The sequence below is a fragment of the Allonocardiopsis opalescens genome (assembly GCF_003002095.1).
GTDB lineage: Bacteria > Actinomycetota > Actinomycetes > Streptosporangiales > Streptosporangiaceae > Allonocardiopsis > Allonocardiopsis opalescens.
Genome location: NZ_PVZC01000006.1, coordinates 415,303 through 439,157, shown reverse-complemented (window position 1 = coordinate 439,157; position 23,855 = coordinate 415,303). Strand labels below are relative to the sequence as shown.

The window sequence follows — 23,855 nt, the reverse complement described above, 5'->3', positions numbered from 1 at the left end:
GGCGGTGGCCGATGACGGTCCTGGTCGCGCTCCCGTTCCTGCTGCCGCTGCTCGGCGCGGCCGTCACCCTGCTGATCAGCCGCTGGCCGCGGGTGCAGCGGGCGGCGAGCCTGCTGACGCTGGCCGCCGTCACCGCCAACGCCGGCCTGCTGCTGGCCGAGACCGCCGACGGCACCGTCATCTCCAGCCAGGCCGGCGGCTGGCCCGCGCCGCTGGGCATCACCCTGGTCGCCGACCCGCTGTCGGCGCTGCTGGTGCTGGTGTCGTCGGTGGTGCTGCTGATCGTGCTGCTGTACGCGATCGGGCAGGACGTCGGCGGGCTGAGCCGCGGCAACCCCGACGTGTTCCACCCCGTCTACCTGGTGCTGACGGCCGGGGTCGGGCTCAGCTTCGTGGCCGGCGACCTGTTCAACCTGTTCGTGGGCTTCGAGGTCACCCTGACCGCGAGCTACGCGCTCATCACCCAGGCCCCGACCCGGGAGCGGACCCGGGCGTCGATGATCTACACGGTCGTCAGCCTGATCTCCTCGATCCTGTTCCTGACCGGCATCGCGCTGGTCTACGCCGCGACCGGCACCGTCAACATGGCCGACATCGCCGACCGGCTGGCCACCGTCCCCGGCGACCTGCGCAATGTGCTGGGCCTGTTCTTCCTGGTGGTGTTCGGCATCAAGGCGGCGGTGGTGCCGATGCACTTCTGGCTGCCCGACAGCTACCCGATCGCCATCACCCGCATCTCGGCGATCTTCGCGGCGCTGCTCACCAAGGTCGCCGTCTACGCGATCATCCGCACCCAGACGCTGCTGTTCTCCCGCGACGACATCACCGACGTACTGCTGGTCTTCGCGATCGTGACCATGCTGGTGGGCATCCTCGGCGCCCTGGTGCAGGACGACGTGAACCGGGTGCTGTCCTTCGCCCTGGTCAGCCACATCGGCTACATGATCTTCGGCCTCGGCCTGGTGGGCGTGCCCGGGGGGCACGACGACGCCGGGGTGGCGGGCCTGACCGGGGTGATCGTCTACCTGGTGCACCACATCGTGGTGCAGGCCACCCTGTTCCTGGTGGCCGGGCTGATCCGGCAGTACGTCGGCAACACCTCGCTGCGCTCCATCCGGGGCCTGGCCTCGGTCTCGCCCGCGCTGGCGCTGTTCTTCTTCCTGCCCGCCATGAGCCTGGCCGGGCTGCCGCCGATGTCGGGCTTCGTGGCCAAGCTCGCGCTCTTCCAGGCGGGCCTGGAGCAGGGCGGCCCGCTCGCCTACGCGGGCGTGGCGGCCGGCGTCGCGACCAGCGTCCTCACCCTGATCGCGATCTTCCGGATCTGGGTGCGCGGCTTCTGGGGCACCCCCAGCCAGGCCATCGTCGCGGCGCAGTCCGCGCTCAGCAGCGGCACCGGCCGCTTCGGCATCCGCTGGATGACGGCGACGACCGGCCTGATGGTCGCCACCGGGATCGCCGTCGCCCTGCTGGCCGGGCCGCTCACCGAGATCGGCACGGTGGCCGCCCGCGAGCTGATCTCCGGCGAGGCCTACCGGACGGCGGTCATGTCCGACTCGGTGGTGGCGCCGTGACCGCCCCGCACCCGCGGGCGCCGCGCGACTCCGGCGTCAGGGAGCGGCTGGCGCGGCTGGTCGACCGGCTGCCGCGGCCGATGCGCCGCTGGGTGCTCAGGATCGGCGTCCGGATGCCGATGGTGGCCTGGCTGACCGTCATGTGGCTGATCCTGTGGGGCGATGTCACCCTGGGCGCGACGGTGGCCGGGGCGATCGTCGCGACGGGCTGCTACGCGGCGGCCAAGCTGCCCCGGATGCCCATCGGGGTGCGGCTGCGCCCGCTCGGGATCGTGCGGGTGGTCGTGGTCCTTGCCTACGACCTGCTGGTCTCCAGCGTGCACATGGCCTGGCACGTGCTGCACCGCCCGGGCCGGGCCCGCGGCGCGGTGGTGGCCGTGCCCCTCCAGACCGAGTCCGACCTACTGATGGCGATGACGGCCGGCGGGCTCACCATGGTGCCCGGCAGCATGGTGGTAGGGCTCAACCGCGACGAGGGCGTGCTCTACGTGCACGGCTTCCCGCTGCACGACGAGCGGTCGGTGGAGAAGCTGCGCCGCGACGTGCGCAGGACAGAGGAGCTGTTCGTGCGCGCCTTCGGTACCGCCGCCGACATCGCCGGGCTCAACGGCGGCACACCGGAGCGCGTTCCGGCGCCCGGCGGGCGCGGGGCCGACGGAGGGGAGGGCTGAGCATGTCCGTGGTGTACGCGGCGACCCTGGCGATGCTGGCGCTGGCCGGGCTGGCCGCCCTGGTCCGGATGGTGCGCGGGCCCTCGGTGCTGGACCGCATCGTCGCCCTGAACGCCATGTCGATCGTGCTGGTCAGCGCGGTGGCGGTCGAGGGGGCGATGCGCGGCGGCAGTGTCTTCGTCGCGGTGATGGTGAGCGTCGCGCTGATCGGCTTCCTGGGGGCGCTCACCGCCGCCAGGTTCGCGGAGCGGAGGGCGGCCCGTGAGCGCAGGTGACATCATCACGGCGGTCTTCCTCCCGCTCGGCGCCGCCTTCTCGCTGATCGGCTGCGTCGGCCTGCTCAGGTTCCCCGACCTCTACGGCCGGCTGCACGCCGCCACCAAGCCCGACACGGTCGGCCTGATCTTCATCCTGATCGGCGCCGCCCCGCAGCTGCGCAGCCCCGGCGCCATGGTGGCGATGCTGCTGGTGGCGATGTTCCAGCTGATGACCATGCCGGTGGTGGCGGCCACCCTCGGCCGCGTCGCCTACGGCAGGGGCGAGGTCGACGCGTCCAACATGATCGTGGACGAACTCGCCGAGGACCTGCGGGAGGTGGCGGCGAGGGACGAGGAGTCCGACGACGGCGCCGAAGCCGGACGCCGCTGAGCCGGGGCGGGGCACCGCCGGCCGGCCCGCCCGGGTCGGGAACCGCCGGCGGACCTGATAGCAAGGTAACCATGCGTGAGACTGCGGCCGCACCGGCATCCTCGGCACCCACGGCGGCCCAAGGCGAGGGGGCGCCGACTGAGGAGGCGCTGCGCGAGGAGGCGCAGGCGCGGCTGAGCGAGCTGGCCGGGCCCGCCGCGCGGCTGCGCGAGGACCAGTGGCGCGCCATCCGGGCGCTGGTCTCCGAGCGGCGCCGCGCCCTGGTGGTGCAGCGCACCGGCTGGGGCAAGTCGGCGGTCTACTTCGTCGCCACCGCCCTGCAGCGCGCCAGGGGCGCCGGCCCCACCGTGATCATCTCGCCGCTGCTGGCGCTGATGCGCAACCAGATCGCCGCCGCCGAGCGGGCCGGAATCCGGGCCCGCACCATCAACAGCGCCAACACCGCCGACTGGGAGCGCACCTACGCCGACGTCGCCGCCGGCGCGGTCGACGTGCTCCTGGTCAGCCCGGAGCGGCTGAACAACCCCGACTTCCGCGACCGCGTCCTGCCCGAGCTGGCCGGCGGCGCCGGCCTGGTGGTGATCGACGAGGCGCACTGCGTCTCCGACTGGGGCCACGACTTCCGGCCCGACTACCGGCGCATCCGCACCCTGCTGCGCGAGCTGCCCGACGGGGTCCCGGTGCTGGCCACCACCGCCACCGCGAACGCCCGCGTCACCCGCGACGTCGCCGAGCAGCTGGAGGTGGGCGACCGCGAGCCCACCGTGGTGCTCCGCGGCGACCTCGACCGCGCCGGGCTGCGGCTGTCGGTGGTGCGGCTGCCCGACAACCCGGCGCGGCTGGGCTGGCTGGCCGACCGGCTCGACGAGCTGCCCGGCTCCGGCATCATCTACACGCTCACCGTCGCCGCCGCCACCGAGACCGCCGAGTTCCTGGCCGCCCGCGGCCACGCCGTCGCCCCCTACACCGGCCAGACCGACCCCGAGGAGCGGCTGCGCGCCGAGGACGACCTGCTGGCCAACCGGGTCAAGGCGCTGGTGGCCACCAGCGCGCTCGGCATGGGCTTCGACAAAGGCGACCTCGGCTTCGTGGTGCACCTGGGCGCCCCTCCCTCGCCGATCGCCTACTACCAGCAGGTCGGCCGGGCCGGGCGCGCGCTGGAGCGCGCCGAGGCGGTGCTGCTGCCCGGCCGCGAGGACCGCGACATCTGGTCCTACTTCGCCGGCCTGGCCTTCCCGGCCGAGGCGACCGTGCGCCAGACCCTCCAGGTGCTGTCGGCCGCCGGCCGGCCGCTGTCGCTGGCCCGGCTGGAGACCCAGGTCGACCTCGGCCGGACCCGGCTGGAGACGATGCTCAAGGTGCTCGACGTCGACGGCGCCGTGCGCAGGGAGCGGGGCGGCTGGACCGCCACCGGGCGGCCGTGGGACTACGACGCCGAGCGCTACGCCGGGGTGGCCGCCGCCCGCCGCGCCGAGCAGCAGGCGATGGTCGACTACCTCGCCACCGGCGGCTGCCGGATGGAGTACCTGCGCCGCCAGCTCGACGACCCCGCCGCCGAGCCCTGCGGCCGCTGCGACAACTGCACCGGCACCTCCTGGACCACCGAGGTCGCCGAGGAGCACCGCGGCGCCGCCGCCCGGCACATCTCCAGGCCCGGTGTCTCCGTCGCCCCGCGCCGCCAGTGGCCCAGCGGCATGGCCGAGCTCGGCGTGCCGCTGAGCGGGAAGATCCCCGACGACGAGCGGGCCGCCGAAGGGCGGGCGCTGGCCCGGCTCACCGACATCGGCTGGGGCGGCACTCTGCGGCGGCTGCTCGCCGAGGACGCCCCCGACACCGCCGTCCCCGACGAGGTCGTGCAGGGGGTCGTCGCGGTGCTGGCCGGCTGGGGCTGGGACCGCCGGCCCGGCGGCGTCGTCGCGATGCCGGCCGGCCGCCGCCCCGTCCTGGTCGGCAGCCTGGCGGCGCGCATCGCCGAGATCGGCCGGCTGCCGCTGCTCGGCACCCTCGGCCACACCCGCCCCGACGGCGCCGGACCGCGCCGCCACAACAGCGCGCAGCGGCTGGCGGGGCTCTGGGACGCCTTCGAGGTCGGCCCCGAACTGGCCGCCGGGCTGCGCGCCCACCCCGGCCCCGTCCTGCTCGTCGACGACCTCGCCGACACCGGCTGGACGCTGACCGTGGCGGCCCGGCTGCTGCGGCGCGCGGGCGCGGCCGCGGTGCTGCCGCTGCCCCTCGGGGTCGTGCGCTGAGCCGCGGCCCGGCGCGGTTGGCGCCGCCCGCCCGCGAGCACCATGATGGGAGTGCGCCGGCCGTCGGCCGGGCGCGCCCCCCTGGACGACGAGGAGCACGATGACCGAGCCAGTGCCGGAGCCTCAGGCGGGTCCGCGCGACGTCGGCCAGGCCGAGACGGTGCCGCTGGCGCCGCCCGGCGGCGACCGCACCGACGCCGAGCCCGCCGAAGCCGCCGTCGCCGAACTCCCCGACGCGCTGCCCCCGGCCACGATCACGGTCACCGCCTTCACCCACACCGGCCTGTCCCGCACCGTGAACCAGGACAGCCTGGGCACCCTGGGCTGGCTGGCCCGCACCGAGCACGACCGCCCCGTCGTCCTGTCGGCCCCGCTGGCCGGCCCGGCCGCGCTGGTGCTGGTCGCCGACGGCCTGGGCGGCCATCCCGCGGGCGAGATCGCCAGCGAGGTGGTGGTGCACGAGCTGCTGGACGCGGCGGTCGACTGGGCCGAGCCCGACCGGGTCGCCGAAGCGCTGATCGCCGCCTCGGCCGGCCTGTTCGAGCTGATGGAATCGCAGCCCGACGTGTACGGCATGGCCACCACCGTGGCCGGCATCGCCGTCGACCACGCCGGCCTGACCGTCTTCAACGTCGGCGACAGCCGCGTCTACCAGGTCGGCGCGGACGGCCTGGAGCTGCTCTCGGAGGACGACCGCCCCGGCGAGGCGGCGCTCTCGGTCGTCACGCAGGTGCTGGGCGGCTACAGCCGCGAGCCCATCGTGCCGCACACCGCCCGCCTCGCCTGGCACGGCGGCGACCGCTACCTGGTGTGCAGCGACGGCCTGCACAACTTCGTCCCCGCCGAGGAGCTGGCCGAGGCCTGCCGCGAGCCCGACGACCGGCAGGCCGTCACCGAGCTGCGCCGCCTGGCCTTCGCCGCGGGCGCCCCCGACAACGTCACCGTCGCGCTGGTCCGGCTGGAGTCCTGAACTCCCGGCCGCGCCGAGCGCGGCCGGGCCGCGGGGCTACAGGTGCGGCCGGGCGCCCAGTTCGACCAGGGACCGCGCGGCCAGCCGGTTGCCGGCGGCCAGGGCGTCGCCGGGGTGCTTGCTGGCCAGCCAGGACGGCAGGAAGCCGGCGGTGAAGGCGTCGCCGGCCCCCAGGCCGCCCTTGATGGCCTCGACCGGCTCGGCCGGGGCGTGCACCGGCTCCGGGCGGCCGTTGGAGTACCACAGCGCGCCCTCGGCGCCGAGCTTGATCACGACCTGCGGGTAGAACGCGGTGAGGACCTTGGCGGCCTGCTCGGGCTCCTCGCGGCCGGTGAGCACGGTGGCCTGCTCGATATTGGCGAACAGCAGCTTCGCCCCGGCGCTCCACTCCAGGAACGACTCCGCGCCCGCGCGGTCCAGCGGCGCCCGCGAGCCGGCGTCGACCGAGATGGACATGCGGGTCTGCTCGGCGTACTGGATCGCGGTCTGGGCGCCCGCCCGCGCGGTGTCGCTGAGCAGGGTGTACCCGGAGACGTGCAGGTGGGCGTCCGGGCTGAAGAGGTCGGGCGGGATGTCCTCGGGGGACAGCGCCGCGTTCGCGCCGGGGTCGGTGAGCATGGTGCGCTCGCCCTTGTGGGTGACCAGGATGACGCAGGTGCCGGTGGGGCGCTCGGGGTCCATCACCATCCGGGCGTCCACGCCGTAGCCCATCAGCTCCATGTCGCGGGTGCGGCCGGTGATGTCGGCCCCCCGGCGGCCGACGAAGGCGACGTCGATCCCCTCGATGGCCAGCCAGGACGCGATGTTGGCGCCGGAACCGCCGCCGTGCATCGTCACAGCGGCCGGAGTGTCGCTGCCGCGGGCCAGCGGATACTTGGCCCGAGCCACGGCGTCGGTCATGAGATCGCCCACCACGACCACGCGCGTCATGCTTCCACCACCCTGATGGCGCCGCAGAGCCAGATCGCCGAATGAGTGCCTGACGACGGTAACAGGTCCAGGGAGGCACTGGGGTAACGATATCGCTAGCTGTGTTTGCCCGGCCTCGCTCCGCTGAGTCGGATTCCCGCCCCTGGGGGCGGCGCGGAGGGTGCGGCGGGGGAGTGCGGGGCCGGGCGGGCAGGGCATACGCTCGGGGCGTGCATCCCTATCCGGACCACTGGGAAGCCGACATCGTGCTGGCCGACGGCGGTACGGCCCATCTGCGGCCGATCACGCCCGACGACGCCGAGCTGCTGCGGGCGTTCCACTCCCGGCTGTCGCCGGAGACGATCTACTACCGGTTCTTCGCCCCGTACCCGAAGCTGTCGGCCCGCGACGTGGCGCGTTTCACCACGGTCGACTACGACGACCGCGTCGCCCTGGTGGCCACGATCGGCGGCGAGCTGGTGGCGGTGGTGCGCTACGACCGGGTCACGCCGGGCGAGGCCGAGGTCGCCTTCGTGGTGGCCGACGCCCACCAGGGCCGCGGGCTCGGCTCGGCCCTGCTGGAGCACATCGGCGCCGCGGCCAGGGAGCGCGGGGTGGACCGCTTCGTCGCCGACGTGCTGCCGGAGAACCGGCGGATGATCGGCGTCTTCGTGGCCGCCGGGTACACCGCGCAGCAGAGCTTCGACGACGGGGTGATCCGGCTGACGCTCGACCTGGCGCCCACCGCGACCACCGAGGGCGTGATGCGCGACCGCGAGCACCGTGCCGAGGCCCGCTCGATCGCCCGGCTGCTCTTCCCCGGCTCGGTGGCGGTGGTCGGCGCGAGCCGCTCCGAGCACAGCGTCGGCCGGGCCGTGCTGCGGCACCTGCTGGCCGGCGACTTCGCCGGGCCCGTCTACCCGGTGCACCCGCAGGCCGCGGCCGTGGCGGGCGTGCGTGCCTTCCCGTCGGTGCTGGACATCCCCGACCCGGTCGACCTGGCGGTCCTCGCGGTGCGCGCCGACGCGGTCGCGGAGGTGGTCGAGCAGTGCGCGGCCAAGGGCGTGCACGGACTGGTCGTGGTCAGCTCCGGCTTCGGGGAGGCGGGGCCGCGGGGGCGGGAGCGCCAGGAGGAGCTGGTCCGGCTGGCCCGGGCCGGCGGTATGCGGGTCGTCGGCCCCAACTGCCTGGGCGTGGCCAACACCGACCCGGCCGTGCGGCTCAACGCCACCCTCGCCCCCGACTTCCCGCCGCGCGGCCCGATCGGCTTCTTCTCCCAGTCGGGCGCGCTGGGCCGCGCGATCATGCAGCGGGTGGGGCTGCGCGGCATCGGGCTGTCCACCTTCGTGTCGGCGGGCAACCGGGCCGACGTGTCAGGCAACGACCTGCTCCAGTACTGGGAGGAGGACCCGGCCACCGAGGTGGTGCTCCAGTACCTGGAGTCGCTGGGCAATCCGCGCAAGTTCGCCCGGCTGGCCCGGCGCCTGGCCCGCCGCAAGCCGCTGGTCGCGGTCCGCAGCGGCGGCAGCAGCCAGGGCGTGCCGATCGGGCACGCCGCCCAGGCGCTGTCGCTGCCCGACGCGGCCGTCACCTCGCTGTTCCAGCAGGCGGGCGTGGTGCGGGTGGACGACATCACCCAGCTGTTCGACGTCGCCCAGCTGCTGGCCTACCAGCCGCTGCCGAAGGGCTCGTCCGTCGGCGTCGTCGGCAACTCCGACTCCCTGGGGCTGCTGGCCAAGGACGCCTGCCTGCGCGTGGGCCTCGCCCCGCGCGAACCGGTCGATCTCGGGCCGGAGGCCGGCGCGGCGGAGTTCGAGCGCGCGCTCGGGGCGCTGCTGGCCGACGACGCCGTCGACTCCGTGATCACCGTCTTCGTCCCGGCGCTGGCGCCGCCCGGCGCCGACGTGGCCGAGGCGGTGCGCCGGCTGGCCGCCGGGGCGGACAAGCCGGTGCTGGCCAGCTACCTGGGCCACCAGGGGCTGCCGCCGGAGCTGCGCGTGCCGGGGCCCGGCGGCTCCGCCGGGCGCGGCAGCGTGCCGTCCTACCCGGCGCCCGAGGACGCCGCCCGCGCCCTGGCGCACGCCACCCGCTACGCCGCCTGGCGGCGGCGCCCCGAGGGGCGGCTGCCCGAGCTGGACGGCATCGACGCCGACGCCGCCCGCGAGCTGGTGGCGGCCGCGCTGGACGAGGGCGTCGAGCGGCCCGGCGAGGCCGAGGTGCGCCGGCTGCTGGCCTGCTACGGGGTGGAGCTGTGGCCGCAGCGGGCCGCCGCCTCGGCCGAGGAGGCGGCGGCCGCCGCCGGGGAGCTGGGCTACCCGGTGGTGGTCAAGGCGGTCGGCGAGGGCCCGTGGCTGCGCTTCGGCGGCAGCGGCGTGCGCGCCGACCTGCACACCGCCGAGGGCGTGCGCGGCGCCTTCACCGCGATGGCGGCCCGGCTGGGACCGGGCGCCGGGCTGGCGGTGCAGCGGATGGCGCGTCCCGGGGCCGCCACCTCGGTCCGGGCCGGGCAGGACGCATCCTTCGGCGGCGTGGTCTCCTTCGGGCTGGCCGACGTGACGGCCGAGCTGCTGGAGGACCGCGCCTACCGGCTGGCCCCGCTCACCGACGCCGACGCCGCCGACCTGGTCCGCTCGGTGCGCGCCGCGCCGCTGCTCTTCGGCCACCGCGGCGCCGAGCCGGTCGACGTGGCCGCACTGGAGGAGCTGCTGGCGCGGGTGTCGCGGATCGCCGACGACCTGCCCGAGGTGGCCGAACTGGAGCTTGATCCGGTGCTGGCGGCGCCGGCGGGCGCCGCCGTGCTGGGCGCCCGGCTGCGGCTGGCCCGCCCGGTGGGGCCGCGCCCCGACCACGGCCCCCGGCGGCTGCGCGCCCCGTACTGACCTCCGGCCGGGTGCGGCTCACTCCGGCAGGATGATCCCCACCAGTTCGTCGATCAGCGCCGGGAAACCGGTCCACTCCCAGGCCTCGGGCAGCGTCAGCCGCTCCACCATCAGGCCCGTCATGGCCAGGTAGAGCGCGACCACGGCGCCGCGCCCGCCGGGGTAGCCGCCCTCCACGTGGAAGCCGATGTTGGCGTGGATGTCGCGGCCGATGCGCTCGGCGACGGCGGCCCGCACCTCTGGCCTGCGGGTGGCCTCCAGCCGCAGTTCGAGCAGGGCGAGGTAGCCGGCGCCGTCCGCGGTGATCCGCTCGTACAGCTCGTGCATCGCCCGCCGCACCACCTCGCGCGAGGGCTCCTGGGCCGCCATCTCGGCCATGACGGCGTCGCTGGGCGCCAGCCTGACGTACACGTGCGCGGCGGCCTGGGCCAGCAGCTCGGTGCGGTTGGCGAAGTAGTTGGAGGCGGTGCCGGCCGGCACGCCGGCCGCGCCGTCCAGCGCCCGGTAGGTCAGTCCGCGCGCGCCCTCGCGGGCGAGTACGTCGACGGCCGCGTCGAGCAGCGCCGTGCGCCGCTGCGTGTTCTGTCTCACCATGCTCATCTCCGTTGACCACTACACCCGTATCACTATGAATGTAGTACTGTGCTTGCAGTGGTATGGGAGATCGTAAGGAGACACCGCATGCGAATCAAGCTGGCCGGCGCCGTGAACATCACCGAGGACCCCCGGGAGAGCGCGAGCTGGCTCGCCGAGCACTTCGGCTTCACGGTGCAGGTGGACCTCGGCTGGTACGTCAACACGCAGCACCCCGACCTGCCCGGTCTCAGCGTCGACTTCATGGCGGCCGACCACGAGTCGCTGCCCGCGAGCCTGCGCGGGGCGGACCGCTCCACCCGGGGGCTCTTCCTCGGCCTGCTGGTCGACGACGTCGACGCCGAGGAGAAACGGCTGCGCGCCGCGGGCCTGGACGTGATCATGCCGCTGGTCACCGAGCCGTGGGGGCAGCGGCGCTTCCAGGTCGCCGGCCCCGGCGGCGCCGTGGTCGAGGTGCTCCAGCTGGTCGAACCCTCGGCGGAGTGGATGGCCGCCAACGGCCTGGCCTGAGGCGCGTCCCGAAAGTCGCCCGCATGCCGGAGGCCGGGGCGCGCAGTGTGCGCGCCCCGGCCTCCGGCATGGTCGGCCTCCGGCCTCAGACCGGCTCGGGAGCCGGCTCGGGTCCCGGCGGCTCCGGGAGCGGCCCGGGGCCGGGCGGTTCCGGGCTGGGCATCGGCCCCGGCGGCTCGGGGTCCGGGATCGGCCCCGGCGGGCCGGGGACCGGCGGCTGCGGCACCGGATCGGGCGTGGGCACCGGCGGCACCGGGTCGGGATAGCCCGGCCGGTTGGGGTCCGGGATCGTCATCTGCTCGCTCACCGCTGTGCTCCCTCCCTGGCGCGCTGCTGTCCGCCATGGAATCGGGTTCGTCGTTGGTGACCGGTCACGGCCAGTCCCTACCCGACCGGGACCCGTTAACCCGCCGGACGGCCGGAGCCGCCGGGCCCCGCCGGTGAATTCCGGGCCGGACACAGGGCAGGATGGAGCCATGAGGGAAACCCGAGCCAACCCCCAGGACTGGCGCGCCGCCATCGAGCGCAGCGGCTACTATCCGGCACTCGTCACCGACGCCGTCGCCGATTCGCTGGGCGAGGAGCCCGCCGTCGCGTCCCTGGTGCACCACGAGACGGTCTTCGACCCCGCCATGGAGGTCCACCGCCACGTCACGGTGCTGCTGCTCACCCCGACCCGGCTGATCGTCTCCCACACCGACGAGCACCCCCCCACCGAGGAGGAGCCGAAGTCCCACGCCTCCACCACCACCGAGACCGTCCGCCTCAGCAAGGTCACCTCGGTGATGCTGGTCCGCGTCGTCCCCGACCCCGAGAGCTACCGCCCCGGCACCCCGCCGAGCGAGGTGGTCCTCACCCTGGGGTACGGTGCCGTGGCCAATGTCGATCTCGAACCGGCGTCCTGCGGCGACGAGTCCTGCGAGGCCGACCACGGCTACACCGGCGCGATCCGCTCCGACGACTTCTCGGTGCGGTTCAGCGCGGCGGCCGACGGACCGGACGCCGTGCGCGACGCCATCGCGTTCGCCGACGCCCTGTCCGGCGCCATCGGCTGACCCGGCGCCGGCGCCCCGAGCCCACCGAAGGGTGCAACGCGTGACCGACGACAGCCCCGGCGCGGGCGCCCCCGCGCCGGCCGTGCCCCGCTACGGCTCCGGCTCGCTGGCCGACCTGGCCCCCTCCGTGCTGGCCGCCCTCGGCGTCGCCGGGGAGGAGAACCGGCTCGGACTCCCGCCGGTGCGCCGCGCCTGCGTGCTGCTGGTCGACGGCCTGGGTTGGGAGCTGCTGCGCTCCCACCCGGCCGACGCCCCGTTCCTCACCGCGCTGCTGGCCGACGGGCGCCGCATCACCGCCGGCTTCCCGACCACCACCGCCACCAGCCTCACCTCGCTCGGCACCGGCCGCCCGCCCGGCGGCCACGGCGTCTTCGGCTACCAGGTCGCGCTGCCCGGCTCGCACCGCCCGTTCAACCAGCTGCGCTGGAACGCCGACGTCGACCCGGAGCGCTGGCAGCCGCACCCCACCGCCTTCCAGCGGGCCGAGGCGGCCGGCGTCACCACCGCCTACGTCGCCTCCGGCCTGTTCGAGGGGAGCGGCCTCACCCGCGCGTCGGCGCGCGGCGGCCGCTACCGGCAGGCCAACGACATGAGCGAGCTGGTGGTGCGCGCCGAGGAGGCGCTGCGCGCCGCCGACCGCGGCTACGTGTTCGTCTACCACCCCGACCTCGACGCCACCGGCCACCTCTTCGGCTCCCGCTCGCCCAACTGGCGCTACCACCTCGGCCATGTCGACCGGCTGGTCGAGCAGCTGGCCGGCGCGCTGCCGCCCGACTCCGCGCTGTACGTCACCGGCGACCACGGGATGGTCGACGTCTCCGGCGAGGGCCGGCTGGACATCGAGTCCGAGCCCGAGCTGACGGCGGGCGTACGCGTGCTCGCCGGCGAGCCCCGGGCCCGCCACGTCTACGCCGAGCCCGGCGCCGCCGCCGACGTGCTGGCCGCCTGGCGCGCCCGGCTGGCGGGGCGCGCCCACGTGCTCGGCCGCGAGGAGGCGGTGGCGGCCGGCTGGTTCGGCCCGGTCGAGGAGGAGCTGGCGCCCCGGATCGGCGACGTCGTCGCGGCCGCCTACGGCGACTCCGCGCTGGTCGCGCCGCGCGCCGAGGCCGCGGAGTCCGCACTGGTGGGCATGCACGGCTCGCTCACCGAGGAGGAGCTGGCCGTCCCGCTGCTCAGCGCCGCCGGCTGAGCCCGGTCCGCCCGGGGGCGCGCCGGCGCCGCCGCTAGAGTTGCGGCATGGAGCGAGGCGAGCCTGCACCCGACTTCGAGCTGCCCGACCAGGACGGGCGGCCCGTGAGCCTGACCGGGCTGCTGCGCGAGGGCCCGGTGGCGCTGTTCTTCTACCCGGCGGCGATGACCGCCGGGTGCACGGCGCAGAGCTGCCGCTTCCGCGACCTTGCGGCGGAGTTCGCCGAGCTGGGCGCCTCGCGGGTCGGCGTCAGCACCGACAGCGTGGCGAAACAGCGCGAGTTCGCCGAGCGCAACGCCTTCGACTACCCGCTGCTGTCGGACCCGGACGCGAAGGTCACCGCCGCCTACGGTGTGGCGCGCGGCGTCGCCTTCGCGCCGACCCGGCGGCAGACCTTCGTGATCGGCGCCGACCGCCGGATCATCGAGGTGGTCAAGAGCGAGATCCGGATGAACGTGCACGCCGACCGCGCGCTCGCGGCGCTGCGGCGGCAGGCCGCCGACCCGGCGGGCTGAGGCGCGGCGCACCGCGCGCGGGCCGGGCGTGCACGGCTTCGGCGCGGCACAATGGCGGCATGGTGACCCCCGACCGCCCCGCCGAGCCCCTGATCGGCGCCGCCGGACTCGCCCGGCTGCTCCGCTCCGCCCGGCCGCCCGCGCTGCTGGACGTCCGGTGGCGGCTCGGCGGGCCGCCCGGCGCCGACGACTACCGGGCCGGGCACATCCCCGGCGCCGCCTTCGTCGACCTCGACCGCGACCTCGCCGCGCCGCCGGGCCCCGGCGGGCGGCATCCCATGCCCGACACCGCCGCCTTCCAGGCCGCGATGCGCGCCGCGGGCGTCGACGGCGACCGCGCCGTCGTGGTCTACGACGGCGCCGACTCCACCGCGGCCGCGCGCGCCTGGTGGCTGCTCACCTACCACGGCCATCCCGACGTTCGGGTCCTCGACGGCGGCTACCGCGCCTGGACGGATGCCGGGCTGCCGGCCGAGACCGGTGCGGCCGAACCCGAGCCCGGCGGCTTCACCGCCCGGCCCGGCGCGCTGCCGGTGCTGGACGCCGAGGCCGCCGCCCGGCTGGCTGGCGAGGGCGTGCTGCTGGACGCCCGCGCGGCCGAGCGCTACCGGGGCGAGACCGAGCCGGTCGACCCGGTCGCCGGGCACGTCCCCGGTGCCGTCAGCGCGCCCACCGCCGCCAATGTGGCCGCCGACGGGCGCTTCCGGCCCGCCGCCGAGCTGCGCGAGCGCTTCGCCGCGCTGGGCGCGGTGCCGGGCGCGCCGGTCGGCGCCTACTGCGGCTCGGGGGTGACCGCCGCGCACGAGGTGCTGGCGCTGCGGCTGGCCGGGGTGGACGCCGCCCTGTACGTCGGCTCGTGGTCGGACTGGATCACCGACCCCCGGCGCGCTGTGGCGACCGGAGACGCGTAGGGTGCGCGCATACCGTATGCGCTGAGACGGGCCCGCCGTGGGCGCGGGCACGGAAGGGAGCGGTCGAGCACCGTGACGGCACTGTGAGCTACACCGGGGACGTCGCCCCCGGCGGCCCCGCCGACGTGCGCGAGCTGCCGGAGCTGAGCATCGCGAAGCTGTCCGTCGGCCCGATGGACAACAACGCCTACCTGCTGCGCTGCCGCCGCACCGGCGAGGGCCTGCTGATCGACGCGGCCGACGAGCCGGACCGCCTGCTCGGACTGGTCGGCCCCGGCGGCATCGCCGCCGTGGCGACCACCCACCAGCACGGCGACCACTGGCGGGCGCTGGCCGAGGTGGTCGAGCGCACCGGCGCCCGCACGATCGCGCACCCGCTGGACGCCGGGCCGCTGCCGGTGCCGGTCACCGACCCGGTCGAGCACGGCGACCGGGTGCCCGTCGGCGCCGCCGAGCTGGAGGTGGTGCACCTGCGCGGCCACACGCCCGGCTCGATCGCACTCGTCTACCGCGATCCCGCGGGCGCGGCGCACCTGTTCACCGGCGACTCCCTGTTCCCCGGCGGCGTCGGCAACACCCGGGGCGACGCCGAGCGCTTCGCCTCGCTGCTGGACGACGTGACGGAGCGGATCTTCGGCGCCTTCGGCGACGACGCCTGGGTCTACCCCGGCCACGGCAGGGACACCACCTTGCGCGCCGAGCGCCCGCACCTGGGGGAGTGGCGCGAGCGCGGCTGGTGAGCCGCGCCGCCGGTGCCCGGCCGCGGGAGCGGCGCGGGCACCGGCGGCGCGGGTTCAGACGATCATGCCGCCGGTCGCCCGCAGGTTCTGCCCGGTGATCCACCGGCCGTCGGGGCCGGCCAGGAAGGCGACCACGTCGGCCACGTCGGCGGGCTGCCCGAGCCGGCCGAGCGCGGTGAAGCCCGCCGTCTGCTCCAGCGCCTCCGGCGGGTTGGTGGCGCGCAGCAGCTCGGTGTCGGTGGCGCCCGGCGAGACGGTGTTCACGGTGATGCCGCGCCCGCCCAGCTCGCGGGCGGCCGCCGCGACGAAGCCCTCCAGCGCCGACTTGGCGCCGATGTACACCGACGACCCGGGCACCGGGACGACCGTGTTGAGGGTGGACAGCGCCACGATCCTGCCGTGGTCGGACAGCCGCCGGGCGGCGTGCTGGATGGCGAAGAAGGCGCCCTTGGCGTTCACCGCCATCGCCCGGTCGTACTCGGCCTCGGTGACCCCGTCGATGGGGCCGGGGGTGTTCTTCCCGGCATTGACGACCAGGATGTCCAGGCCGCCGAGCAGCCGGTCGGCCTCGGCGAACAGGACCTCCAGATCGGCGAGGTCGCCCTGGTCGGCCTGGACGGCGTGCGCGGTGCCGCCGTCGGACTCCACCTGCTCGATCGTCTCCTGGGCCGCCTTGGCGTCGCTGAGGTAGCTGAACACCACCGCCGCGCCGTCGGCGGCCAGCCGCCGCACCACGGCCCGGCCGATGCCCCGCGAGCCCCCTGTCACGATCGCGCGCCTGCCCGCCAGCCGCGCCCCCATCATGCCGACGAGCGGGTTCGTCTCATCCGGCTCCATCGCCACCTCCCGGTGCCGTCGCGTCCACCGCCACCGTAACCGGCGCGCCCGCCGCGGCGGGAGGGCGTCCGGCGAGCCGGCCGAGGACGGCGGGCAGCTCGCCCGGGTGCACGACGGTGAGCCGCCGCATCGCCCGGGTGATCGCCACGTAGAGGTCCTGGCCGCCCTTGGGCGACTCGGCCAGGATGCCGGCCGGGTCGAGCACCACCACCGCGTCGAACTCCAGGCCCTTGGCCTCCACCGTGGTCAGCAGGGCGACCGGGGCGTCCAGCGCGTCCGGACCCGCGCCCGCGGCGGCGCCGGGCAGCGCCGCGGCGGCGGCCGGGCGCAGCGCGGCCGAGGTGATGACGGCGAGCCGGCCCCCGCCCACCGCGCCGAGCTCCGCGGCGACCAGCGCGGGCAGCCGCTCGGCCAGCTCGCCGGGCGGGATGTGCACCGCGACCGGCTCGGCCTCGCCGTCGCGGACGGCCTCGGGCGGCTGCTGCGCGGGATCGACCGCGCGCAGCACGTCGGCGGCCGGCCGCATGATCTCCGCCGGGGTCCGGTAGTTCACCAGCAGCCGCTCCTCGCGCCAGCGCCCCCGCACGTAGGGGTCGAGCATCTCGCCCCACGAGCGCGCCCCGGCGGCGCTGCCGGTCTGCGCGATGTCGCCCACCACGGTGAGCGAGCGGGTCGGCACCCGCCGCATCACCGCGCGCCAGGCCATCGCCGACAGCTCCTGGGCCTCGTCCACGATCACATGGCCGTAGGCCCAGGCGACGTCGGCCTCGGCCCGCTCGGCGGTGGTGGGCCGGGGCCCGCCCTCGTCGCGGTGCCGTGCGGCCAGGACCTCGGCGGTGACCAGGCCGTCGGCGCGCCGCATCAGCTCGGGCGCGTCCTCGTCGATCTCGCCGGTCAGCTCCAGTACGCCCTCGGCGTAGCGCTCCTCCTCCCGGCGGCGCCGGGCCCGCGCCCGCTCCGCGGCCCGCGCGGACGCGTCGTCGGTGCCCAGCAGTTCGGCCGCCTCGGCCAGCAGCGGCGCGTCCGCGGTGGTCCACTCGGCGCCGGGCGGGCGGGCGAGCAGATCGCGCTCGTCGTCGGAGAGCTTGGCGGCCGAGGCGGCCCGGGCGAGCGCGCCGGCGTCGGCGAACAGGCCGGTGAGCAGCCCCTGCGGGCTGAGCGGCGGCCAGAGGGCGTCGATCGCGGCGCGCACCGGTGCCTCGTCCCACAGCGCCGCCTTGGCCGCCTGAAGGTCCTCTTCGTCCATCGTGCGGCCGAGCCGCCGGGCCTGGTCGAGCGCGAGCGCGGCCAGCACGTCGTGCACGAAGCGGCGGCGGGCGGAGTTGTGCGGCCTGCGGGTGGCGCGGGCGCGGTCGCGGGCCCGGCGGCAGGCGGCGCGCTCGGCGGTCAGCTCCATGCCGTCGGCCTCGACGACGAGGTCGCCGCCGGGCACCCGCTGGCGGTCGCGGACGGCCGCCCGCACCAGCTCGACCATGCGCAGGTCGCCCTTGACCACCGCGGCCGCCGGTGCCTCGACGGCCTGCGCGCGCACGCCGGGGAACAGCTCGCCGACCGTGCTCAGCACCACGTCGGTCTCGCCCAGCGAGGGCAGCACCTGGCCGATGTAGCGCAGGAAGGTGCTGTTGGGCCCCACCACCAGCACACCGCGCCGCTGGAGGGTGTCGCGGTGGGTGTAGAGCAGGTAGGCGGCGCGGTGCAGCGCGGCCACGGTCTTGCCGGTGCCGGGGCCGCCCTGCACCACCAGCACCCCCGACAGCCCGGAGCGGATCACCCGGTCCTGCTCGTTCTGGATGGTGGCCACCACGTCGCTCATCCGCCCGGTGCGGGCCTGCCGCAGCGACGACAGCAGCGCGGCCTCGCCCACCAGGGTGCCGCGGTGCTGCTCGCTGAGCCCGTCGAGGTCGAACACCTCGTCGTCGATGCCGACGACGGTGCGCTCGCGGGTGTGCAGGTGGCGGCGGCGCACCAGGGTGCCGGCCGAGCCGGGGGTGGCGGCGTAGAAGGGGCGGGCGGCCGGCGCCCGCCAGTCGATCAGCAGCCGCTCGTGGTCGTCGTCGCGCAGCCCGATCCGGCCGATGTAGTAGGTGTCGCCCGGCTCGGCGCCCTCGGCGCGGTGGTCGATCCGGCCGAAGCACAGGCCGCGCTCCACCGCGGAGAGCTGGGCGAGGTGCCGCGACGCCTCGCCGGAGCGCACCTCGCGCTCGACGAGCGCCTGCCGGGTGCCGGCGCCCCCGCGTGCGTGCACCTCGCGCAGCTCCGCCGCGGTCCGCTCGCGGACCACGTCGAGCCGGTCGTAGAGGCGGGTGATGTACCGCTGCTCCTCGCGGAGCGCCGCCGCGCGCGCCCCGTCCGCGCCGCCGCGGGCGGCACCGGGTGCCGCCGCGCCGTTGGATCCGCTGGTGTCCGTGTCGCCGTTCAGTCCGCCATCCCCGCTCTGCTCGCTCCGGCCAGTACTCGCCACTTGACGCATCCTCATAACCTTGGTACGATCTCAACGTCAGAGTTTTTCTGACCTATTTGATTATTTGGACCGCCAGCGTATCACGCGCCGGGGCGCCGCGCCGTCCGCGCGCCGATGCCGCTCCGAGCCGGTCCCTCCCCCGTTCGGCCCCGAATGCGCTGCGGCACCGCGGGTAGCGGCGCGGACGTCCATCCGCACCCCAGCCGATTGGCGACCGCACATGACGCACAAGCCAGCGCAGAGCCAGCCGTACCCCGGCGCCACCGACCAGATGACGCCCCGGCCCCGCGACGAGATGGCCGACTACACCGGCAGCGGCCTGCTGGCCGGCAGACGCGCCCTGATCACCGGCGGGGACTCCGGCATCGGCCGCGCGGTGGCCGTCGCCTTCGCCAAGCAGGGCGCCGACGTGGCGATCGCGTACCTGAGCGAGGACGCAGACGCCGAGCGCACCGCCGAACTGGTCCGCGCCGAGGGGCGCCGCTGCCTGCTGATGCGCGGCGACCTCGCCGACGAGCAGCACTGCAACGACGTGGTGGCGCGCACCATAGCGGAGTTCGACCGCATCGACGTGCTCGTGCCGCACGCCGCCACCCAGCGGCCGGTCACCGACTTCGCCCGGCTCGACACCGAGCAGCTGACCCGCACCTTCCAGGTCAACGTCTTCAGCGTGTTCTGGCTGGTGCGCGCCGCGCTGCCGCACATGCCCAAGGGCGGCTCCATCGTCATCACCGGCTCGATCAACGGGCTGCGCGGCAACAAGACCCTGATCGACTACGCCGCCAGCAAGTCCGCGGCGATGAACCTGACGCTCTCCCTCGCCCAGCACCTGATGGACCGCGAGATCCGGGTGAACTGCGTGGCTCCGGGGCCGGTCTGGACGCCGCTGATCCCCGCCACCCTGGGCACCGACGCCGTCGAGGGCTTCGGCGAACAGGCGCCGATGGGGCGGGCGGCCGAGCCCGACGAGATCGCGCCCTCCTACGTCTTCTTCGCCAGCAACCGCCTGTCGTCGTACTACACCGGCGAAGTACTGGCCCCCACCGGCGGCGAGATCCAGGCGGGCTGAGGCCGCCGCGACGCGGACCGGCCCGGGCCGCTCCGAACGGGGGGCCCGGGCCGGTTCACGCCGCGCTCAGGCCTCCTCGTCGGGCACCGTCCGCATCGCGTCCTCCTCGGCGGTGGCCCCGCCGGTGTCCTCGCCCACGTCGCGTGCGACGGAGTCCTTCTCCCGGTCGGGGCGGGAGCCCTCGTCGGAGGCGACCATCCGGCCGACCGGCCCCTCCTCCAGATAGGAGTCGCGGGTGGAGCCCTCGGGGTCGGCGCCCTCCTCCAGGTCCAGGTCGGCGTTGACGTCCGGCTCCTCCCGGCTGAGCCTGCCGTCCAGCGGCTCGCCCTCCCGCTCCTCCTCGGCGGTCGTGCCGTAGTCCTCGACGGCCTGCGGCTCGTCGCCGGGCAGCGGCGCCTCCTCGGGATCGCTGGCCCACTGCTGCTGGGGGGTGCCGTCCTGCAGGTCCGGGATTCCCTCGTCCTCGAACGCGGACCGGGGGTCGCGGTCGGGCTTTCGCTCGGTCATCTCGTTCCTCCAGCCGGTGCGGATCATGCGCGTTCGGCCGCGCCGCTACCCGGCGCCCGATGCCTCATGCCCGATGCGGCACGGCCCCGCGCGCATGGCGAGGGGCGCGCCCCCGGTGCGGGAGCGCGCCCCTTCGCGTCGTGCGAGCCGGGTCTACAGCCGGTTGAACGCCCGCCGGATCCTGCCGGCGACCGAAGTCGGCCGGGCGGTCGGCCGGGAGGCCGGCCGCTGGAAGGGGCGTCCGCCGCCGCGGGCCGCCGGCCGCGAGTGCCGACTGCCGAGCGCGTTGCGGAGCGCCCTGCGTGCCCGGCCGAGCAGCGTGGGTCCGCTGCTGTACGGTCGACGCACATAGGGCTTGCGTGCGTAGCCCATCCCTCTGCACCTCCGTGCGGTTGGGTCGCCGTCGGGGGACGGCGCTGGCTCACCCTTTAGCTACCCGAGGACCGCGCTTTATTCGCGATCCCGGTACGCAGGGTGTGTTCCAGGACACGTTCAGCCGTTAATCTGCCCTAGGGGCGCATGGCACGTACTCGATGGCGCGTTCGTGACGGCTCGCATGCCTGGAGGACGACCATGAACGTCACCGCCCGCCCCTTCCGCCGCCCCGGGCGGCGGCCGTGACCCGCCCCGTCCAGATCACCCTCTTCGTGCTGGCGGGCGTCGCCGTCTTCGCCGCCGCGCTGCTGGCCGGCCGCCTGGTGGGCCCGATGCTCGGACCCGACACCGACGCCGCCGCCTCCCCCGTCCAGGCCAGCCCGCCGCCCGGCCACGCCGGCCACGCCGCCCCCGCAGCCGAGCTGCCGCACCTGGACACCGTCGAGGTCGACGGCTACACGGTCTCGCTGGCGGGCGACCCCGTGCTGGGCGGGGCGACCCTGCTGGTCGCCACCATCACCCGCGACGGCGAGCCCGTCACCGACCTGGAGAGCTACGAGGGGGTCACCGGCCCGGTCGCCGCCGACGCGCGCGGCACCGACCCCGAAGGGCTCGACGGACTCAACATCCACATGATGGACGTCGCCTCGGGGGTCGGCACCACCGAGACCGGCCCCTCGATCGCCTTCCACGCCTCCCCGCCCGAGCCCGGCGAGCACCGCCTCTTCGTGGACTTCCGGCACAGGGGCGAGGAGCACACCGCCGAGTTCGACGTCCTGTACGAGCGGATCGCGGTGCCCTGAGCCGGCCCGGCCGCGTCCCCCGGGCCGCCCGCCCGGGGGACGCGGCCGTAGGCGCCCGGCCTCAGCCCCCGTCGCTGAGCCTGCGCACCCGTTCGCCGATGCGGGCCAGCGAGCGGCCGCGCCGGTGCATGCCCCGCCACGGGTCCACGCCCTCCGCCAGCCGCGCCTCGATCGTGCGCACGGTCCACTGCCGCGCCGACTCCAGGCCGTCCAGCTCGTCCCAGGCGACCGGCGCGGCCACCGGCGCCTGCGGCAGCGGGCGCACGGCGTAGGGCGCGACGGCGAGCTGCGCGTAGGCGTTGCGCAGCACGTCCACGAAGAGGCGGCCGTGCCGCTGCTTCTTGCGCACCTCGGTGGTCAGGTGCCCGGGGTCGCGTGCGACCAGCAGCTCGGCGATCTGGCGCGCGACGTGCTTGACCTCGTCGAAGGGCTCCTCCCGGCGCAGCGGCACCACCACGTGCAGGCCGCGCGAGCCGGTTGTCATCAGGTAGCCGGGCACGTCGAGCTCGTCCAGCAGCGCGCGCAGCCGCCAGGCCGTGCGGCGCACCAGGTCGAAATCGGGCCGGTCGGCGTCCGGCGGGTCCAGGTCGAAGATCATCCGGTCCGGCAGGTCGGGGGCGTCGGCCCGGCTGAGCCAGGGGTGCGGAGTGAGCACCGCCTGGTCGGCGAGCCAGACCAGGCTCGCGGCGTCCTCGCAGACCAGCATCGTCATCGTGTCGTCCTCGTGCCGCCGCACCTCCACCGAGGACAGCCAGTCGGGGGCGTGGTCGGGCAGCCGCTTCTGGTAGAAGCTCTGGCCCGCGGTGCCGTCGGGGAAGCGCTGCAGCGCCAGCGGGTGGCCGCCGATCTCGGCCAGCATCGGCTCGGACGCGCGCAGGAAGTGCTCGGCCAGGCCGCGCTTGGTCAGCCGGCCCTCCTCGATCAGCACCTTGTCGGGGTGGCCGAGCGGGACGGAGCGCCTGCCCGCCCGCACCGCCTCACGGGTCGCGGTCACGTCGGATTCGCCTCCCTGTCCGCGGCGCCGGTCCCGGCCGCCGCGCGTCGCCCGGCCCGCTTCGGACCGCCGGTCCTTCCGGCCCTCGCGGTGCTCGGCCGCGCTCCGGTGGCCGGGGCGCCCGGCCCCGCCTCCGTCCTCGTCCGCCGCCACGGCGCGCATCCCGCGCCCGGTGAGCACCGACTCGGGGCGGCTGCTGACCGGGCGGCGGCGCGCGTCGGCCTCGTCGTCGTCCTCCTTGACCAGCAGCCAGGCCTCGTCCCGGCCCCGGCCGGCCGAGCCGCCGCGGAAGCGGGTGAAGGCGTAGCCGCCGCGCAGCTTCTCGCCCTCCAGCCAGACCGACACGTGGCCGTGGGCCAGCGCGTCCTCGACCGGGATGTCGCGGCCGCGCTTGCGGGTCTGGTTGCGGTAGGTGCCGGTGTCCCAGACCAGCACGGTCCCGCCGCCGTACTCGCCCTGGGGGATGGTGCCCTCGAAGTCCAGGTACTCCATCGGGTGGTCCTCGGTGGGCACGGCCAGCCGCTTGACGCGGGGGTCGGTGGAGGGCCCCTTGGGCACCGCCCACGACTTCAGCACGCCGTCGACCTCCAGGCGCACGTCGTAGTGGTCGGCCCGGGCGGCGTGGTGCTGGATCACGAACCTCGGCTCCGCGCCGCGGCGCCGCCGCCGGCCACCCCTGGGCTCGCTGGTGCGCGCGAAGTCGCGCTTGCCGTGGTAGGTCCGCAGCTTCCCCTCGCCGCCGCTGCCGCGCCGTTCCTCGGCCATACCGGCCCGCCTCCTCCCGGGCCGCCGCCGGCGGCCCGCCATCGCGGCGCTACCCGGCGCCGGGCTCCGGGGGCACCGCGTCCACCACGGCGCCGCCGCTGGGATAGCTGCCCTCGGGCACCGCGCGCAGCGCGTCGAGCGCGCGCTCGTCGGCACCGTTGCGTTCGGCGTAGGCGATCAGTTCGTCCTTGCTGGCGGGGTAGCCGACCCCGTCAAGCGCCTTGGCGACCCGCAGGTCCTCGACGGCGGACATGGGGAATCCCCTAACGACTCGCGGTCATGTACGCCCTGCCAGTACCCGGCGCCGCGGCCGCCATGCCCGCACCCGCGGGCGCCGCGGCCGCCCGCGAGCCGGACGCGAACCGTACCTGCGAACCGCAAATGGAATTCGACCGGCCGCGTGCACATTCGAGAGAAACGGGGCCGGTGAGTCCGAAGTGAATTGCACGCGCAAATGCGCGTTAAGGATCATGTGCGTGTGCACGATCGAATCCGCGCCGTCACCGCCGCCGAGGCTGACACATTCCGGCCACGTGCCCCGCCCGTGCGCCCCCACCAGGAAGCTTTCTCATCTTCCCAGTTCACCGCAGTGCCAATGCGATGATCGCGGAAAAGATAACACGAATACACGCC

Annotated in this window: 23 protein-coding genes; 15 read left to right on the top strand and 8 right to left on the bottom strand. The window is 75.6% G+C overall.

Annotated features, from left to right (window positions below):
* Window positions 1–11: 11 nt before the first annotated feature.
* From CLV72_RS21505 to CLV72_RS21480, 6 genes are all read left to right on the top strand, one after another.
* The gene (locus tag CLV72_RS21505; protein WP_106249334.1) at window positions 12–1,571 is read left to right on the top strand and encodes a Na+/H+ antiporter subunit D; all 1,560 of its coding nucleotides are present in this window, start codon (window positions 12–14) and stop codon (window positions 1,569–1,571) included.
* Window positions 1,568–2,242 (top strand): Na+/H+ antiporter subunit E, encoded by a 675-nt coding sequence (locus CLV72_RS21500; protein WP_245930350.1) that lies wholly within the window; start codon window positions 1,568–1,570, stop codon window positions 2,240–2,242. The genes CLV72_RS21505 and CLV72_RS21500 overlap by 4 nt, the downstream gene beginning before the upstream one ends.
* 2 nt (window positions 2,243–2,244) lie before the next feature.
* Window positions 2,245–2,517, top strand: coding sequence for an MrpF/PhaF family protein (locus CLV72_RS21495; RefSeq protein ID WP_106249332.1), 273 nt, complete (start codon window positions 2,245–2,247; stop codon window positions 2,515–2,517).
* Window positions 2,504–2,890 (top strand): monovalent cation/H(+) antiporter subunit G, encoded by a 387-nt coding sequence (gene mnhG, locus CLV72_RS21490; protein WP_106249330.1) that lies wholly within the window; start codon window positions 2,504–2,506, stop codon window positions 2,888–2,890. Before CLV72_RS21495 ends, mnhG begins: the two co-directional genes overlap by 14 nt.
* A 71-nt stretch (window positions 2,891–2,961) precedes the next feature.
* Window positions 2,962–5,139: a RecQ family ATP-dependent DNA helicase gene (locus tag CLV72_RS21485; RefSeq protein ID WP_106249328.1), complete on the top strand. Its 2,178-nt coding sequence runs from the start codon at window positions 2,962–2,964 to the stop codon at window positions 5,137–5,139.
* Between the two features lie 100 nt (window positions 5,140–5,239).
* Window positions 5,240–6,109: a PP2C family protein-serine/threonine phosphatase gene (locus tag CLV72_RS21480; protein WP_211303012.1), complete on the top strand. Its 870-nt coding sequence runs from the start codon at window positions 5,240–5,242 to the stop codon at window positions 6,107–6,109.
* A gap of 36 nt (window positions 6,110–6,145) precedes the next feature.
* Here CLV72_RS21480 and CLV72_RS21475 read toward each other — a convergent pair whose 3' ends face one another.
* The gene (locus CLV72_RS21475) at window positions 6,146–7,039 is read right to left on the bottom strand and encodes a carbohydrate kinase family protein (RefSeq protein ID WP_211303011.1); all 894 of its coding nucleotides are present in this window, start codon (window positions 7,037–7,039) and stop codon (window positions 6,146–6,148) included.
* A gap of 209 nt (window positions 7,040–7,248) precedes the next feature.
* Here CLV72_RS21475 and CLV72_RS21470 point away from each other — a divergent pair, with 209 nt between their 5' ends.
* On the top strand, window positions 7,249–9,897 hold the full coding sequence (locus tag CLV72_RS21470; protein ID WP_106249326.1) for a bifunctional acetate--CoA ligase family protein/GNAT family N-acetyltransferase: 2,649 nt from the start codon (window positions 7,249–7,251) through the stop codon (window positions 9,895–9,897).
* An 18-nt stretch (window positions 9,898–9,915) separates the two neighbouring features.
* Here the strand turns inward: CLV72_RS21470 and CLV72_RS21465 are convergent, their stop codons facing one another.
* A complete protein-coding gene (locus CLV72_RS21465) occupies window positions 9,916–10,491 on the bottom strand; it encodes a TetR/AcrR family transcriptional regulator (protein WP_245930349.1) in 576 nt (191 codons plus the stop codon).
* 87 nt (window positions 10,492–10,578) lie between these two features.
* On the opposite strand from CLV72_RS21465, the gene CLV72_RS21460 reads away from it, so the two are divergent.
* The gene (locus tag CLV72_RS21460; protein ID WP_106249323.1) at window positions 10,579–11,001 is read left to right on the top strand and encodes a VOC family protein; all 423 of its coding nucleotides are present in this window, start codon (window positions 10,579–10,581) and stop codon (window positions 10,999–11,001) included.
* An 85-nt stretch (window positions 11,002–11,086) separates the two neighbouring features.
* Here the strand turns inward: CLV72_RS21460 and CLV72_RS21455 are convergent, their stop codons facing one another.
* A complete protein-coding gene (locus CLV72_RS21455) occupies window positions 11,087–11,308 on the bottom strand; it encodes a hypothetical protein (RefSeq protein ID WP_106249321.1) in 222 nt (73 codons plus the stop codon).
* Window positions 11,309–11,477: 169 nt separating this feature from the next.
* Between CLV72_RS21455 and CLV72_RS21450 the strand changes: the two genes are divergently transcribed.
* From CLV72_RS21450 to CLV72_RS21430, 5 genes are all read left to right on the top strand, one after another.
* A complete protein-coding gene (locus tag CLV72_RS21450) occupies window positions 11,478–12,056 on the top strand; it encodes a DUF5998 family protein (protein ID WP_106249319.1) in 579 nt (192 codons plus the stop codon).
* Window positions 12,057–12,096: 40 nt separating this feature from the next.
* Window positions 12,097–13,245 (top strand): alkaline phosphatase family protein, encoded by a 1,149-nt coding sequence (locus CLV72_RS21445; protein WP_106249316.1) that lies wholly within the window; start codon window positions 12,097–12,099, stop codon window positions 13,243–13,245.
* A gap of 47 nt (window positions 13,246–13,292) precedes the next feature.
* A complete protein-coding gene (locus tag CLV72_RS21440) occupies window positions 13,293–13,760 on the top strand; it encodes a peroxiredoxin (RefSeq protein ID WP_106249314.1) in 468 nt (155 codons plus the stop codon).
* 59 nt (window positions 13,761–13,819) lie between these two features.
* Complete coding sequence (locus CLV72_RS21435) at window positions 13,820–14,671, top strand: sulfurtransferase (protein ID WP_106249312.1); 852 nt, start codon at window positions 13,820–13,822, stop codon at window positions 14,669–14,671.
* Between the two features lie 83 nt (window positions 14,672–14,754).
* Window positions 14,755–15,411, top strand: coding sequence for an MBL fold metallo-hydrolase (locus CLV72_RS21430; protein ID WP_106249310.1), 657 nt, complete (start codon window positions 14,755–14,757; stop codon window positions 15,409–15,411).
* Window positions 15,412–15,465: 54 nt separating this feature from the next.
* On the opposite strand, the gene CLV72_RS21425 is transcribed toward CLV72_RS21430, so the two are convergent.
* Window positions 15,466–16,248 (bottom strand): SDR family oxidoreductase, encoded by a 783-nt coding sequence (locus CLV72_RS21425; RefSeq protein WP_245930348.1) that lies wholly within the window; start codon window positions 16,246–16,248, stop codon window positions 15,466–15,468.
* The gene (locus CLV72_RS21420) at window positions 16,235–18,556 is read right to left on the bottom strand and encodes a HelD family protein (protein ID WP_245930372.1); all 2,322 of its coding nucleotides are present in this window, start codon (window positions 18,554–18,556) and stop codon (window positions 16,235–16,237) included. The genes CLV72_RS21425 and CLV72_RS21420 overlap by 14 nt, the downstream gene beginning before the upstream one ends.
* Window positions 18,557–18,929: 373 nt before the next feature.
* On the opposite strand from CLV72_RS21420, the gene CLV72_RS21415 reads away from it, so the two are divergent.
* Window positions 18,930–19,778, top strand: a complete 849-nt coding sequence (locus CLV72_RS21415) for an SDR family oxidoreductase (protein ID WP_106249306.1) — start codon at window positions 18,930–18,932, stop codon at window positions 19,776–19,778.
* 66 nt (window positions 19,779–19,844) lie between these two features.
* Here CLV72_RS21415 and CLV72_RS21410 read toward each other — a convergent pair whose 3' ends face one another.
* A complete protein-coding gene (locus tag CLV72_RS21410) occupies window positions 19,845–20,285 on the bottom strand; it encodes a DUF5709 domain-containing protein (protein WP_146159513.1) in 441 nt (146 codons plus the stop codon).
* 617 nt (window positions 20,286–20,902) lie between these two features.
* On the opposite strand from CLV72_RS21410, the gene CLV72_RS21405 reads away from it, so the two are divergent.
* The gene (locus CLV72_RS21405) at window positions 20,903–21,463 is read left to right on the top strand and encodes a hypothetical protein (protein ID WP_106249300.1); all 561 of its coding nucleotides are present in this window, start codon (window positions 20,903–20,905) and stop codon (window positions 21,461–21,463) included.
* Between the two features lie 61 nt (window positions 21,464–21,524).
* On the opposite strand, the gene ligD is transcribed toward CLV72_RS21405, so the two are convergent.
* Both ligD and CLV72_RS21395 read right to left on the bottom strand, forming a co-directional pair.
* Window positions 21,525–23,222 (bottom strand): non-homologous end-joining DNA ligase, encoded by a 1,698-nt coding sequence (ligD, locus tag CLV72_RS32910; protein ID WP_211303010.1) that lies wholly within the window; start codon window positions 23,220–23,222, stop codon window positions 21,525–21,527.
* A 49-nt stretch (window positions 23,223–23,271) separates the two neighbouring features.
* Window positions 23,272–23,475, bottom strand: a complete 204-nt coding sequence (locus tag CLV72_RS21395; protein WP_106249296.1) for a DUF2795 domain-containing protein — start codon at window positions 23,473–23,475, stop codon at window positions 23,272–23,274.
* Window positions 23,476–23,855: the final 380 nt, after the last annotated feature.

Bases quoted from the DNA above. Each gene is read 5' to 3' on its own strand.
- CLV72_RS21425 (WP_245930348.1), bottom strand. From the start codon at position 16,248: ATGGAGCCGGATGAGACGAACCCGCTCGTCGGCATGATGGGGGCGCGG.
- CLV72_RS21415 (WP_106249306.1), top strand. From the start codon at position 18,930: ATGACGCACAAGCCAGCGCAGAGCCAGCCGTACCCCGGCGCCACCGAC.
- CLV72_RS21450 (WP_106249319.1), top strand. From the start codon at position 11,478: ATGAGGGAAACCCGAGCCAACCCCCAGGACTGGCGCGCCGCCATCGAG.
- ligD (WP_211303010.1), bottom strand. From the start codon at position 23,222: ATGGCCGAGGAACGGCGCGGCAGCGGCGGCGAGGGGAAGCTGCGGACC.
- CLV72_RS21465 (WP_245930349.1), bottom strand. From the start codon at position 10,491: ATGGTGAGACAGAACACGCAGCGGCGCACGGCGCTGCTCGACGCGGCC.
- CLV72_RS21410 (WP_146159513.1), bottom strand. From the start codon at position 20,285: ATGACCGAGCGAAAGCCCGACCGCGACCCCCGGTCCGCGTTCGAGGAC.
- CLV72_RS21435 (WP_106249312.1), top strand. From the start codon at position 13,820: ATGGTGACCCCCGACCGCCCCGCCGAGCCCCTGATCGGCGCCGCCGGA.
- CLV72_RS21495 (WP_106249332.1), top strand. From the start codon at position 2,245: ATGTCCGTGGTGTACGCGGCGACCCTGGCGATGCTGGCGCTGGCCGGG.
- CLV72_RS21460 (WP_106249323.1), top strand. From the start codon at position 10,579: ATGCGAATCAAGCTGGCCGGCGCCGTGAACATCACCGAGGACCCCCGG.
- CLV72_RS21505 (WP_106249334.1), top strand. From the start codon at position 12: ATGACGGTCCTGGTCGCGCTCCCGTTCCTGCTGCCGCTGCTCGGCGCG.
- CLV72_RS21475 (WP_211303011.1), bottom strand. From the start codon at position 7,039: ATGACGCGCGTGGTCGTGGTGGGCGATCTCATGACCGACGCCGTGGCT.
- CLV72_RS21480 (WP_211303012.1), top strand. From the start codon at position 5,240: ATGACCGAGCCAGTGCCGGAGCCTCAGGCGGGTCCGCGCGACGTCGGC.
- CLV72_RS21440 (WP_106249314.1), top strand. From the start codon at position 13,293: ATGGAGCGAGGCGAGCCTGCACCCGACTTCGAGCTGCCCGACCAGGAC.
- CLV72_RS21395 (WP_106249296.1), bottom strand. From the start codon at position 23,475: ATGTCCGCCGTCGAGGACCTGCGGGTCGCCAAGGCGCTTGACGGGGTC.
- CLV72_RS21485 (WP_106249328.1), top strand. From the start codon at position 2,962: ATGCGTGAGACTGCGGCCGCACCGGCATCCTCGGCACCCACGGCGGCC.